This is a genomic window from Pseudomonas sp. PB120, assembly GCF_009761815.1.
Lineage (GTDB): Bacteria > Pseudomonadota > Gammaproteobacteria > Pseudomonadales > Pseudomonadaceae > Aquipseudomonas.
The window spans coordinates 185,412-197,021 of sequence record NZ_RWIN01000038.1; the positions used below are offsets into that span (position 1 = coordinate 185,412).

Sequence of the window (11,610 nt, forward strand, 5' to 3'; positions counted from 1 at the left end):
CCCAGCCATCAAAACCCCGATTGACTAGAGTGGCATTCACATAACGATTCAGCTCATGGAATTGTGCGGGGAGGAAATTTTGGCTTACCTGGATTGGGTTCAATGGCCCGCGATGGTTGTGACCGTTCTCGCCGCATGGCTAATCGGATCGCAGCGACCAAGACGACGAATGATCGGATTCGTATGCTTCAGTTTGAGCAACGTGTTGTGGGTGATCTGGGGAGTCTATGCTGGGGCGTATGCATTAATCGTCTTGCAGGTCTGTCTTTTCCTGATGAATCTTCGAGGGTTCAGGAAAAACTCGAAGGGTAAGGAAAACGAGCATTCTCAGGACTGATGGTGGCCATCGAGATTCTTTTTAAAGCCTCGCGCGTTCATCCCCATAAGTATGCACTCAAGGAGTATCAGGGCGTAGGCGTCCGCATGAAGTCCCCAGATAACCCATAGCGCGTTACTGAGTATAAATCCCCAAAAAGCGATCATCCGTCGATACGCTCTTTGCGAACCGATAAACCAGGCAGAGGCAACTGTTACCACCATGGCCGGCCACTGCAGGTAATCGATGTACTCCAACGTGACGCCTCCAACACATGCCGTTTATTAAAGAGAGACGCCGGCACTCACCTGTGGGTCAAGTGCAGGTAACCCCAGTGACGCCCCCAGATTGGCCAGGTATTCGCCAAACCCTCCACGACATTTGTAATCCTTACGGGCACTGGTGATCACAGGGTTGGTCGCAGTCCAAACGATATGAGCACCGACCCTCTTGAGGTCAGCGACCAAGTGGACGTCTTCGTGCGCAGTCAGATGCTGGAACCCTCCAGCGTTACGGTAGGCCTCGGCACTCAGACCAAGATTGGCGCCGTGGATATGTCGATGGTTTTCGATGAACTGGTAAAGCTTCATGTACTTTGAACGTACCAATTCACCGTGGTCATTCCAGCTATCCACCTCGACTGTCCCACAGACTGCATCGGCCTTGAATTCAATCTGGCGGGCCAACCAATCCCGTGGCACTACGGTGTCGGCATCAGTAAAGGCAAGCCATTTCGCGCCAGCTGCCAGCAGGTGATCTGCACCGATGGCCCTTGCCTTGCCCACGTTCTTGAAAGAAACCTCAATACCGCTGACACCATGAGCTGAAACGATCTGCTCTGTCTGGTCGGAGCAATCGTCTAAAACCACGACTATCGAGACTGGCTGGCCTGCCAGGCCCGGATGTTCAGCGGCTAACAAAATGGATGAAAGACAGGCAGTGATATGGCTCTCTTCATTATGGGCAGGTATCACCACACCTATCATAAAATTTATCCCCGGTTACCAGAGTTTAATGGCTCCAGCAGTCGACCATCCGATGCACCATTAGGTTTAAAAAATTACGAGAGTGTCTACCGACATTTGGGGGCGATTTGAAAATGGTAACGGATGGAGGGATTTGGCAAACGCCTTACTCCGATGCAATAACGGTCGTTAAGCACCTGGATTAGTAACCTGGATATAGATTGCCCAGCTGGCAAGCAATACCCAAAACGCCGCAAATATCCACGGGGTACGTACTGAAAAAAGCAGCGCCGGACGATATCCCTTATGGCTGGACTCACGTTCACTGAACAACGGCGACTCGTCATACGCCAACCCCATCACCGGTTCACTTCTGAGCAGCTCGCTCTGCTTGTAATACCAATGATCGATGATGTCATACGCTGCGCGGATGCCAGGCCAGGCATTCAACGAACTGAGAATACCCAGAAGCGCCAGGAAGGGAGGCACCACTAACGTAAATAACTTGCCCCATTCTGGATTGACGTTGGCCATGCAGGACGCGAACGCGATCACCAAAAAAGATTGCGCAGTCAGGTACGCGTTTGTTCGATTGGATAAAATGGCGGTCTCGTACTGAATCTCTCGACGGTAGAAATCCAGGCGCTCTTTGGGAGAGCCAAACATCTTTGCATCGCGCGCAGTGAGTTCAGTATCGCTTAGTTGAGAGGTCAAAATTCTCGGCAAATCGGATTCGTCCTAAAAGATGAGTCATAACCATTGACCCCTGTGGAACGGGTTTCATTCCATTAACCTGCATCACAGACTGCCGTTACCTGGAAAGCTTTGGCAATTACCTGAGGTCGCTGGCCTTCTGATTATTCGTAAGTCTCGTCAAGATCAATCGACGACGGCTTACGGCTCCAGTATTCAATTAAAAAATCCGCCTCTTCATAACGCAACCCACGGTGCAGGTGCAGGTGTTCGGCAAGTGCCAGATGAACATCGCGACCATCCTGCGAGCACCCTTCAATCGGGTGGAGCCAATGGCAGGCCAGCACGCCCCCCTCTGGCCCAAGGCTGAGCAACGTATTTTCGATAACTGTTTGCCAGGAATCCACATCCAGAAAATACCCGACTTCGCTCAACACGATCAGGTCGAAAGTACCCTCGGGCCAGTCATCGGGAATACCCGCCGGCTCGACGCGCACATGAGGCAAATGACTCAATCGACGGCGCGCGAGCGTTACCGCTTTGTCAATGATGTCCTGACACAGCAATGATTCACTGCGTTCGGCCAGTAGGAGACTAAGCTCACCGTTAGCGCAGGCAGGCTCGAAAACACGCTGATAACGCTGACGGGGCAGACACGCCATCGTCAGCTCGCGTTTACGCTTCTCGTACCAGCGAGTGCGAAAAGACCAGGGGTCGTCACTGGCATTGAACAGTTGCTGGAAGTAGTCAGGCGATACACTCATAGAAACACCATTTCAAAGGGTTGCAAAAGTCGCTCGAGGGTTTCGCTTTCAAGCACTGCCGGGGTATCGCCATCGGGGCTGACTTGAGAGCAATGAGCGCGAATTGCTAAGCGCTTGCTGGCCAATACCCGCGCATCCAGCATGAGTTTGTGTGCCCGCGCCCAAGGGATTCTCGGATCCTCCGGTCCTGCCCAGTGCCATGCCCAGATCGGTACCTCAATCAAACAGGCGTCTTGTTGAGTCGTCACGTAAGCGGTTGCCCTCCCCGTCGACTCATGATCGCAGTGTCCGTCGCGTCTCCAGGTCGAGATCACCCGATCTCCAGGACGAATGATGTCCATCAGAGTGTCTACTAATTGATCCTCATGCTCCGCCACACGGCTATCCGGCAATCTCAATCGTCGCCAGTTCAAAACACGGGTATCAAGCCCCAATCGGTCGAGAGCGTGCAGGCTCTCCAGCGGGCGCTGCTGACACAGTCGTGAAGGTGTCCACTCCAGCGATTCGGGGTGGCTGCCTTCGCCATCGGTGACTGCGATCATCAGCACATCGGCCTCTCGCCCCTTCATTCCGGATAGTATGCCGGCGCACCCAAGGACTTCATCGTCTGGGTGGGGGGCGACTACCACCAGGCGCCGCCCCATGGGCACCAATTGATGATGAGCAATGATCGGCACGCGCGATAATGCCAAACTGGTTTGCCACTCAGCCAACGAGGTGCCCGCCCCGACAATGAGATTCTCTGCCTGTGCGGCCTGCTCCCGCATCACAGCGACCACCCGGAAACCGGTTGCGCGGCGATCAGTTCTCCAAGCGCCGCCAGCTCTTTCTCGGCGTGACTTTGCCTCAGGAATACCGGCAAATCGGCAGCGAGCCTGGCGAAATGGCCGTTACGGCAGAACGGCGTTGCGCCCAGTGCTCGTCCCACGTGTTCGAGTACTCCGTTGACCGCCAGTTCTACTTGGGCACGTAACCGTCGGACAGGGATTTCTGCAGAGCGCCGAGGGTTGGCATCAATCCACAATGCGGTTTCCCTCAAGGACGCCGAAGCAGCGCAAAGCGCAGCGTCCACCGCCCCAAGATGAGCAGCAGAATGCGCATCATGGTGGGCTTGTTTACAGTGCTCGCGAAGATAACTGGCCAGCGCGCAGGCCGCGCCATACCAACAGGCCGCAATTCCCCCGCCCCCCTGCCAGAAACCCGGCCGATCAAGATATTGGCCGGGTGATCCGATGCAACGACCGACCGCCCCTTCAAATTCCACATCAACGCTGGCAGTGCTTCCCATACCCACCGCCTGCCAAGCATCTTCCACTCTCCTGATGTTCGCCTGATGTAAATCCACGCACACCAGTTGCGGTCGCGAATGTTCATCCCAGGCGGTCATAAGGGCCTGGTCAAGCATGGGGGCGCCGGAACACCAGGCTTTGCGGCCTTGCATGTAAACAAGATCTGCCTGGCGATCAATGATCTTGACCCGGGCAAAGTGAGGTTCCGCCGCCCAAGTGGCCCATGTGCCATCAGCAATCGGTTCGCCGGGTTCAAGCTCCTTCATGATTGCCAGTGCATCGGTGTGACCTTCGAACAATTTGACCAATGCCAAATCGCTAGCGGCAACGGCAGACAATGCCCGCCACCGGTCAAGCGTGTGGCCTTGTCCGGGCAGGGGCAATGTGGTGAATCCACCTTGAATGAGCTCGAGCATCACGCGCTGCAGTGTGTTATCCGGTGCCGTCAACACGGGGCGGGCTGCAAAATCGTTCAGCAGTTTTTCAAAGATTGCCGCGCTGCTCATAGCCCTTTCTCCCTGATGTGGAACTCAATTCCGGGTTTGATGAGCATCTGACGCAATGTCGGAACTAGAACCTGCGGCAGACCGCCCTTGATGTTCAGAGGCAAGCGTCCTGCAGGAGTTCATTGAAATGACGGCCGTTACTCGCCAGTTGAAGTGTTGGCTCTCACTCGTTGCCTATCGCTCGGCTGAAAGTCGGATAAATGAATTTGCTTATTTCGAAAGCAAGGCCGACAGTTCCAATGCATTGCGCAGGGCCGCGCCGCTGGCCGTGTTGTCGAAAATACACCACACCATTGCGCCTTCAGCCGTTGTGATTTGCAGCTTTCTCGCAAGCGTTTCCAAGTACGGCAGATCGTATGCGCTGTGGTAAATGCGAGGTGAACCATGCAGTCGCCAGTACTGCACTTCGCTCGTTCCTGCAGGTGACGTGTCGGTGCTCAACCGTGATGGATCGACTGCCGCCTGGGCAATCTGATAAGCCATTAGCAAGGAAGTGGCATGCACCCACGATTCATGCCGAGGCTCCACTATCACCGGCCCTTTGTATTGTTGTTTCAGCGTTATGAAGAAGCTTTCTGCAACCACTTCATCAAAGGCGAGTGAGGGCGGTAACTGCAAGAGCATGCAACCCAGGCGCTCGCCCAGCCCGGTGCATTGGCCAATGAACGCTTGCAGCGCCTCTTCACAATCGACCAACCGCCGTTCATGAGTGATTTGCCTGGGCACTTTTACGCAAAAACGAAATGCTTTCGGCACAGAGTCAGCCCAGCGCGCGTAGGTACTATGACGATGCGGGCGGTAGAACGAGCTGTTGATTTCGACACAATTGAGTTGCGAGGCGTAGCGTTGCAGGTGGGTACCTTCCTCAGGAAAGGTTGCGGCCTGTTCGCGACCTACGGTCCATCCCGCGCACCCAATGAAAATCGTCTGGTGGGTTGAAGTGGTTTGAGCTAGAGGCATCGATCGAGTCCCACCGAAAAGGTCTAGCGCACAGAGCGGTTTGACGCCGTCGAGAACGCCTATAGGCGCAGTAGCGCTTCATGAAGCTCGATTGAAGGTGTAATGCCCTCTTTGCGTCGGTTGGCCAACCAGACTCTGGTTTTGTTTACATCGAAGATCTGGCCCTGATCCATCAACGACAACAGGAGCTCATCAGAAACCCGATAGCGCCCGCAGTCCGGACAATCTCTCTCCTCCCACGGACCGTTACACTGAATGCGCTCCGCCACGCCGACACAGATAAGACAATTCATCGCTATCACCCATTCTTGTTTTTTTAACTCCCACCCATGTATCGGTTGAGACACTGAGCACTTGAGTCACCGGATGCACCCGTGAGGCTGGAATTTTGTCGACCAACAGAAGTGAATGAAAGTTCGCGCCGTTGACGCTTTCAGTGCGGATAGGTCGTATCCATCTCGTGTGGGGGTTCCATTTGATCAATCGGTTTCGCGCCCATAAATAAAACCGATACCTGCTTAATGAGTTCACAGACGACGTTGTCCAGGCACTTGCCTTAAGGTCAACAGCGGTGGCAGTGATGAACTCTCTGTGGCCGCACATACTTATAAAACAGGGTTTGAACATGGCCAAAACTCTCGATGACAGCGGTTTGTCCCGCCGCACGCTGCTGAAAAATAGCTCCGTTATGCTGACCGCCAGCGCCGCTTTGGGTCTGCCGATGCTGAGCCGGGCCACCACCGGTGATACCCAGCACAGTGCAAACAAAGCGGGCACCGATCACTCGCAAGGTACAGTCATGGATCGCCAACTGCTCAGCCTGTTGTCACAGCCCAAAATTGATTGCCACCATCACATCATCGACCCTGCACAATTCCCCTACCCTGCAGACTCTACCTACCAGCCGGCGGGGTCGGAGGTCGGCCCTGCAGCGTATTACGAGCAGGTCATGCAGGCCTTTGGCATTCGTCATTCCGTGATCGTGCAGCCGACCTCTGCTTATGGCTACGACAACCGTTGCCTGCTCGACACCCTGGCGCGCAATAAAGGTCGGCACAAAGGTGTGGTTGTAGTGCCGAACGACATTTCCAGCGAGGCGCTCACGCAGTACAAGGCCCAAGGTGTCGTCGGTGTGGCGCTCAATGCGGCGCTGTTGGGCCCCGAGCGTTTTTTGAAGATCGACACCTTGATGGGACGTTTGGCCGAGCTCGACCTGTACGCCCAGGTCCAGGTGAAAGATGACCAGTTACTTGCACTATTGCCCCTGATTGAGCGCACGCGTGCCCGGGTGCTGATCGACCACTCCGGCCGCCCTGATGCCAGTGCCGGTTTGCAACAGCCGGCTTTCCAGGCACTGCTGGTTCTGGCCGGCAACGGACGCACCTTCGTCAAACTCTCCGGGTTGTCGCAATACTCCAAGCAGAGTTACCCCTACGCCGATGCCAAACCCTACCAACTCGCGTTGCTGCAAGCCTTCTCCGCCGACAACTGCATGTGGGGCACCGACTGGCCGTTTCTGCGCGCGCGTCAAAACATGGAGTTGGGCACTGTTCTGACCAACTTCGGCGAGATGTTCCCGGAGGCCAGTGACCGTCAGAAGATTCTTTGGGACACCCCGGCACGCCTGTTTGGCTTTACTGCGTGAACCACAATTAGCCAAAACCGGAAATCTTCCGAACCGATTCAGGCACCTGATTCAGGATCACTCGCAGGCATACCGCGAGCTTCCTGATCGTTTTCGTCCAGATCGTTCATCTGTGGTGCCGCATCAGGGTTATTGACTCTACTGCTCTGCCCCGCTTCTGGATGCTCACTCGACACCGAGTTATTTGCGACCACGTCAGTCATGTCTTCGTCGACAGGAGTCTCGTCGTCGGGAGGCAGCGGAACTTCGGCCTCGTCCTTCTTGGGGTCATGGCCGGTTTCGTTGTCCGTCGTGCGCGTTTCGGGCTGCTGTGATTTGTTGCCAGGTGCGTTCTCGTCAATGTCCATGCTGAACCTCCGTATTGATGCGCGGGATGTCCGTGCGTAAACATGAGAAACGGCAAAGCGTTACAAGTGCAGCGCAGTGGACGAACGGAGAAGAAAAACCCGGCTCACTGGCCGGGTTTATTTTCCTATCTCCTATCATCTGAAAGCGGTGTCTGTTCATCCGCCTCTGGGGTAGTTCTCTCACCTGATTCCTTCTGGTTTTCTGGACGATCATCGCTTGGGTTTTTCAACGGGTCGTATTTCTTCGGATCGTCTGGATCTAGCGTCGGCTCATCAGAACCTGGCTCAGGTTTGGATGGAAAGAAACCTTGTGTTTGGTTTTGAACACTCAAATCGATAGACATACCCACCTCACCTATGAGGTCCAGCTTTTCTGGGCCGTAATCGTTTGAAATTGGCAGGTTAAAAGTGTGCGACTGAGCGGATGAGCGGGCAGAAAAGAGCCCAGGCGGCGACTGGGCTTTTGGAGTTGCAAGGCCTAGCCCCCGTTTGCAACACAACTGACCAGTCATTTGCAGCGACTTGAACAGCGCATGCTGGAATGACGACCGGCAGAGAACGGCCATTAGCTGCCAGTCTCGAAAGATTGATTTCGACCCAAAGCAGACATTGGACTTCACACGAATCCGATCATGCATCAAAAAGAGCGAGTGGTTTGACGACATCAGGTTGAGCGCCTAGCGTTCTTGCAGACATCCATTGGCCTGCCCGACAGGGAGAGCCCATGGTGCGGGTCTGACTTTCTCAAGGCAAGGTGATCTGATGACGCGTTCACGCAAAGTATTGTTGATGGTTGCACCGCTGTATCTCTCGATGACCTACGCCATGTACGCACAGGCAACACAACCCGATCTTCTTCTCTCGACGCCTGCATCGCCGGAAGTCGTACAAAAGGGTTTGCAAGCCGATGGCTACAGCCTGGCCATCTCTGCCTATAACTGGGGTTATCCGTTGGTGCGGATGGAACGGGTCGCCCGCGAATATACCAATGTGCCCTCTCCCAAGCCCGATACCAGTTATCGAGGCGGTCTGAATCAAATCGGCTGGGCTACCTCGCTGGCGTCCCCGGCAGCCAAGGACATGCCGACCGCCAACAACGATACCTATTACTTGAGTGCGGTCGTCGACCTGACCGAGCCTTATGTCTTGACCGTGCCCGATACCCATGACCGCTACTACGTAGTGGATGTGTTCAACATGTGGCAGGAGCTTGAGCACTACATCGGCCGACGCACGACGGGAACCAAGGCCGGCAAGTATGTCCTGGTGCCGCCGGGCTGGAAGGGCGCACTGCCCAAGGATGCCAAGCGCCTGGATGTCTCGACCAGCAAGGTGTGGCTATGGGGCCGCCTGCACCTGAAACAGGGTGAGGATGTGGCACCGGTCCTGGCGCTTCAGAAGAGGTTCACGCTCACCCCTTTGAGTGGTAAACCCCATACGGGCCAAACGCTGCCGCCGCTGCCGGACACGGGCGATGATGAACTGGGGTTCTTCACCGAACTGGCGGCTGCACTAAAGAGCAATCCCGTCAAACCTGCTGACGCGGCCTTGTTCGGACAATTCTCTCGGATCGGCTTGACGGAAAAGGGCTTCGATCCCAGCAAACTTGACCCGGCAATGCGCAAGGGGATGGTTGAAGGCCTGGCGATTGCCCCTTCTGTCGCAATTTCCTCGTTTGCCAGTACAGCAACCGTGCGCAATGGCTGGAACTGGGTGACGGGCCTGGACAGCTTCGGCTTCAACTACCCGCTGCGCGCGATGATCGCAGGGCCCTATCTGGGTGGCCAGGGCGAGCACGAGGCGATGTACCCGATTCGTTACACCGACAGCGCAGGTCAGACCCTCAGCGGCGCCAATCAGTATGTCGTGAAACTGGACTCGGCACCGCCGGTAGGCGCCTTCTGGTCACTGACCGTGTACAACGCCGGTGACAAGATGCTGGTTGATAACGAACTGGGGCGATACAAGGTCGGGCCCGATACGAAGGGCTTGAAAGTCGCCCAGGACGGTTCGATCACCATCCCCATCTCCCACACCAAGCCGGAAGGTGAAAACGCCGCCAACTGGTTGCCCGCCCCCGAGGGCGAGTTCTACGTGATCCTGCGCCTGTATCAACCTTCAAACGACATCCTGTCCGGGAAATGGGCACTTCCGCAGATCAACAAGACCAACTGATGTATCCATGATCCGCCTGGATGACCTGGCGGGTGCATGGTTCAACATTCGCCTACAAGTGTTCATCGCTTGCCTGCCCATCACCGATCGATTGAGGGAGTCTTCATGATGCACAGGTTCAGGACCTTCACTGTCACCTGGCTGGCCATTGCAGTGCTGGGTGGCCACCAGGCGAGTTTCGCCGCAGATGGACAGGAAACCCAGGGTGGGCAACCACCTCCGGGCTCGCACAGTTCCATTCAGGACTTCGACTACCAGATCAAATACCAGCGCGCGTTCGAGGCCGTGCTCTGGAACATGCCGGCGGTTGCCATCTACAGTTTCAGGCGGGCTGCCTTTGACAACCTGGGGGTCAAAGATAACGACATCATTGCCTACTCGGCACCGGCAACACCGAAACTGGAGGCCATTACTGCCAACAGCAGCACGCCTTACATCACGGCCTTTACCGACCTGAAAAAAGGCCCGGTGGTTCTCGAATTGCCCGCCGCCAGCGACGAAGGCAGCGTCTACGGGCAAGTGGTGGATGCGTGGCAGCTGACGATCGCCGACGTTGGCCCATCGGGACTGGACAAGGGCAAGGGTGGCAAATTGCTGTTCACTCCACCGGGTTACAAGGGTGAAGTGCCAGCCGGCTACATTCACGTTCCGTCCCCCAACTATCGAATTGCCCTCGCCTTTCGCTCGGTTCGCGCCCCCGGTAAAACCGCTGATGACGCCTACCAATATGCAAAGAAACTGCGCATGTATTACCTGGCAGACGCGAACAATCCACCGCAGCAACGCTTCATTGACCCGATCGACAAGATTTACCCGACGCTACCGTTCTATGACGAACGTCACTTCGCCGACATGCATGCGGTGCTGAGCACTGAACCGGCGCGGCCACAGGACAAGGTGATGATCGGGATGCTGCGTTCACTGGGCATCGAACCGGGCAAGCCCTTTGCTCCGGACGAGGTCACTAAAAAAGCCATGCGCCAGGCAGCAATCGATGCCTGGTTCTACCTGCAGCACTGGTTCGATAACATGCCAAAAGACAAATTCTATTGGCCGGATCGCCACTATGCCTCGCTGCTGATGACCGATGAAAACAAGCGTTTCTCTTTTGAATACACCGACAGTATTGATCTGATCGGACGTGCGGCGGAGTACTTCTGGTGCACCTACATGCCGAAGGAATTGAGCGCGTCACCCGCCACTCAATACCTGATGGCCATGGCGGATAAAAACGGAAAACCGCTCGAAGCGGGCAAGAACTACAAGATCGATGTACCGGCAAAAATGCCGGTCAAGCAGTTCTGGGCGTTGACCGTTTATAACCGTGACACCATGTCGTTCATCTATAGCGATAGCAATCGCACGACGTTGTCCTCTTACGACCTGGATGCCATGAAGAAAAACGCCGACGGCGGCGTCACTATCTACATTGGCCCCAAACCGCCTGCCGGACTGGAAAACAACTGGATTCCCACTGCCGGCAAACGACCGCTACCGGCCATGCGCTTTTATGGCGGCACCGAAGAGCTGAACGACAAGCGCTTCAAGCTGGCGGATGTTGAATTGGTTGAGTGAATAGTGCGGTGAAACGTGCGTCAGCCGCATCAGGTAAGTTCGCTTTTTTGCGGCTGACGTTTATTGCCTTTGTTCGCAAGTCATCAATGACTGCTTTTAGCCGAATTCGGTCACTGCTGACCGGCAGCTATGGGTCGGAAGCAGCCCGCCGCGACAAGCAGCAATCTTCCAGAAGCGGACATCCCAAACTCAACTCAAGGTGGCACTGCTCGTCAAACGCGGTGAATTTCAATTTGGAGCCGCTCATCCTCATCCGGGGCTCGACAGTAGCTAGTCATCAGATCGAACTCCGCATCGGTGGCAGCAAATTCATGTTCGGCGCTGTGGTTACGAAGATGCAAACTGCTTCGACCTTATGAGTGGCTCGCGCTCGGG

14 protein-coding genes are annotated in these 11,610 nt (G+C 55.5%); 5 read left to right on the forward strand and 9 right to left on the reverse strand.

Going from position 1 to position 11,610, the window contains the following annotated elements:
• Positions 1 to 55 precede the first annotated feature (55 nt).
• Entirely contained in the window at positions 56 to 337 is a 282-nt protein-coding gene (locus EJA72_RS07155) for a hypothetical protein (protein WP_372240684.1), read from the forward strand.
• On the opposite strand, the gene EJA72_RS29165 is transcribed toward EJA72_RS07155, so the two are convergent.
• The 7 genes from EJA72_RS29165 to EJA72_RS07185 form a co-directional block, all read right to left on the reverse strand.
• Positions 328 to 540 carry a hypothetical protein gene (locus EJA72_RS29165; protein WP_372240686.1) on the reverse strand — a complete coding sequence of 71 codons (213 nt, stop codon included), beginning with the start codon at positions 538 to 540 and terminating at the stop codon, positions 328 to 330. The two genes, EJA72_RS07155 and EJA72_RS29165, sit on opposite strands and share 10 nt — an antisense overlap.
• A 60-nt stretch (positions 541 to 600) precedes the next feature.
• Entirely contained in the window at positions 601 to 1,302 is a 702-nt protein-coding gene (locus tag EJA72_RS07160; protein ID WP_157710786.1) for a glycosyltransferase family 2 protein, read from the reverse strand.
• 168 nt (positions 1,303 to 1,470) lie between these two features.
• Complete coding sequence (locus EJA72_RS07165) at positions 1,471 to 2,007, reverse strand: hypothetical protein (protein ID WP_157710787.1); 537 nt, start codon at positions 2,005 to 2,007, stop codon at positions 1,471 to 1,473.
• A 131-nt stretch (positions 2,008 to 2,138) separates the two neighbouring features.
• Entirely contained in the window at positions 2,139 to 2,738 is a 600-nt protein-coding gene (locus EJA72_RS07170; RefSeq protein ID WP_157710788.1) for an SAM-dependent methyltransferase, read from the reverse strand.
• Positions 2,735 to 3,505: a PIG-L deacetylase family protein gene (locus EJA72_RS07175; RefSeq protein ID WP_157710789.1), complete on the reverse strand. Its 771-nt coding sequence runs from the start codon at positions 3,503 to 3,505 to the stop codon at positions 2,735 to 2,737. The genes EJA72_RS07170 and EJA72_RS07175 overlap by 4 nt, the downstream gene beginning before the upstream one ends.
• Positions 3,505 to 4,533, reverse strand: a complete 1,029-nt coding sequence (locus EJA72_RS07180) for an acyl-CoA dehydrogenase (protein ID WP_157710790.1) — start codon at positions 4,531 to 4,533, stop codon at positions 3,505 to 3,507. Before EJA72_RS07180 ends, EJA72_RS07175 begins: the two co-directional genes overlap by 1 nt.
• A 210-nt stretch (positions 4,534 to 4,743) precedes the next feature.
• On the reverse strand, positions 4,744 to 5,493 hold the full coding sequence (locus EJA72_RS07185; RefSeq protein ID WP_157710791.1) for a DUF72 domain-containing protein: 750 nt from the start codon (positions 5,491 to 5,493) through the stop codon (positions 4,744 to 4,746).
• A gap of 625 nt (positions 5,494 to 6,118) precedes the next feature.
• Here EJA72_RS07185 and EJA72_RS07190 point away from each other — a divergent pair.
• Positions 6,119 to 7,138: an amidohydrolase gene (locus EJA72_RS07190; protein ID WP_178129145.1), complete on the forward strand. Its 1,020-nt coding sequence runs from the start codon at positions 6,119 to 6,121 to the stop codon at positions 7,136 to 7,138.
• A gap of 38 nt (positions 7,139 to 7,176) precedes the next feature.
• Here EJA72_RS07190 and EJA72_RS29595 read toward each other — a convergent pair whose 3' ends face one another.
• Positions 7,177 to 7,485 carry a hypothetical protein gene (locus EJA72_RS29595; protein ID WP_157710792.1) on the reverse strand — a complete coding sequence of 103 codons (309 nt, stop codon included), beginning with the start codon at positions 7,483 to 7,485 and terminating at the stop codon, positions 7,177 to 7,179.
• A gap of 125 nt (positions 7,486 to 7,610) precedes the next feature.
• The gene (locus tag EJA72_RS29170) at positions 7,611 to 8,150 is read right to left on the reverse strand and encodes a hypothetical protein (RefSeq protein WP_256679643.1); all 540 of its coding nucleotides are present in this window, start codon (positions 8,148 to 8,150) and stop codon (positions 7,611 to 7,613) included.
• 97 nt (positions 8,151 to 8,247) lie between these two features.
• Here EJA72_RS29170 and EJA72_RS07205 point away from each other — a divergent pair, with 97 nt between their 5' ends.
• The 3 genes from EJA72_RS07205 (at position 8,248) to EJA72_RS07215 (ending at position 11,594) form a co-directional block, all read left to right on the forward strand.
• Positions 8,248 to 9,660, forward strand: a complete 1,413-nt coding sequence (locus EJA72_RS07205; RefSeq protein WP_178129147.1) for a DUF1254 domain-containing protein — start codon at positions 8,248 to 8,250, stop codon at positions 9,658 to 9,660.
• Positions 9,661 to 9,765: 105 nt separating this feature from the next.
• Positions 9,766 to 11,235 (forward strand): DUF1254 domain-containing protein, encoded by a 1,470-nt coding sequence (locus EJA72_RS07210; RefSeq protein WP_256679644.1) that lies wholly within the window; start codon positions 9,766 to 9,768, stop codon positions 11,233 to 11,235.
• A gap of 8 nt (positions 11,236 to 11,243) precedes the next feature.
• Positions 11,244 to 11,594, forward strand: a complete 351-nt coding sequence (locus EJA72_RS07215; protein WP_157710793.1) for a hypothetical protein — start codon at positions 11,244 to 11,246, stop codon at positions 11,592 to 11,594.
• The last annotated feature ends 16 nt before the right edge of the window (positions 11,595 to 11,610 follow it).

Excerpts from the sequence above, each read along its gene's own strand:
- EJA72_RS07155 (WP_372240684.1), top strand. The coding sequence starts at position 56 with ATGGAATTGTGCGGGGAGGAAATTTTGGCTTACCTGGATTGGGTTCAA.
- EJA72_RS29165 (WP_372240686.1), bottom strand. The coding sequence starts at position 540 with ATGGTGGTAACAGTTGCCTCTGCCTGGTTTATCGGTTCGCAAAGAGCG.
- EJA72_RS07160 (WP_157710786.1), bottom strand. The coding sequence starts at position 1,302 with ATGATAGGTGTGGTGATACCTGCCCATAATGAAGAGAGCCATATCACT.
- EJA72_RS07170 (WP_157710788.1), bottom strand. The coding sequence starts at position 2,738 with ATGAGTGTATCGCCTGACTACTTCCAGCAACTGTTCAATGCCAGTGAC.
- EJA72_RS07175 (WP_157710789.1), bottom strand. The coding sequence starts at position 3,505 with ATGCGGGAGCAGGCCGCACAGGCAGAGAATCTCATTGTCGGGGCGGGC.
- EJA72_RS07180 (WP_157710790.1), bottom strand. The coding sequence starts at position 4,533 with ATGAGCAGCGCGGCAATCTTTGAAAAACTGCTGAACGATTTTGCAGCC.
- EJA72_RS07185 (WP_157710791.1), bottom strand. The coding sequence starts at position 5,493 with ATGCCTCTAGCTCAAACCACTTCAACCCACCAGACGATTTTCATTGGG.
- EJA72_RS07190 (WP_178129145.1), top strand. The coding sequence starts at position 6,119 with ATGGCCAAAACTCTCGATGACAGCGGTTTGTCCCGCCGCACGCTGCTG.
- EJA72_RS29595 (WP_157710792.1), bottom strand. The coding sequence starts at position 7,485 with ATGGACATTGACGAGAACGCACCTGGCAACAAATCACAGCAGCCCGAA.
- EJA72_RS29170 (WP_256679643.1), bottom strand. The coding sequence starts at position 8,150 with ATGTCGTCAAACCACTCGCTCTTTTTGATGCATGATCGGATTCGTGTG.
- EJA72_RS07205 (WP_178129147.1), top strand. The coding sequence starts at position 8,248 with ATGACGCGTTCACGCAAAGTATTGTTGATGGTTGCACCGCTGTATCTC.
- EJA72_RS07210 (WP_256679644.1), top strand. The coding sequence starts at position 9,766 with ATGATGCACAGGTTCAGGACCTTCACTGTCACCTGGCTGGCCATTGCA.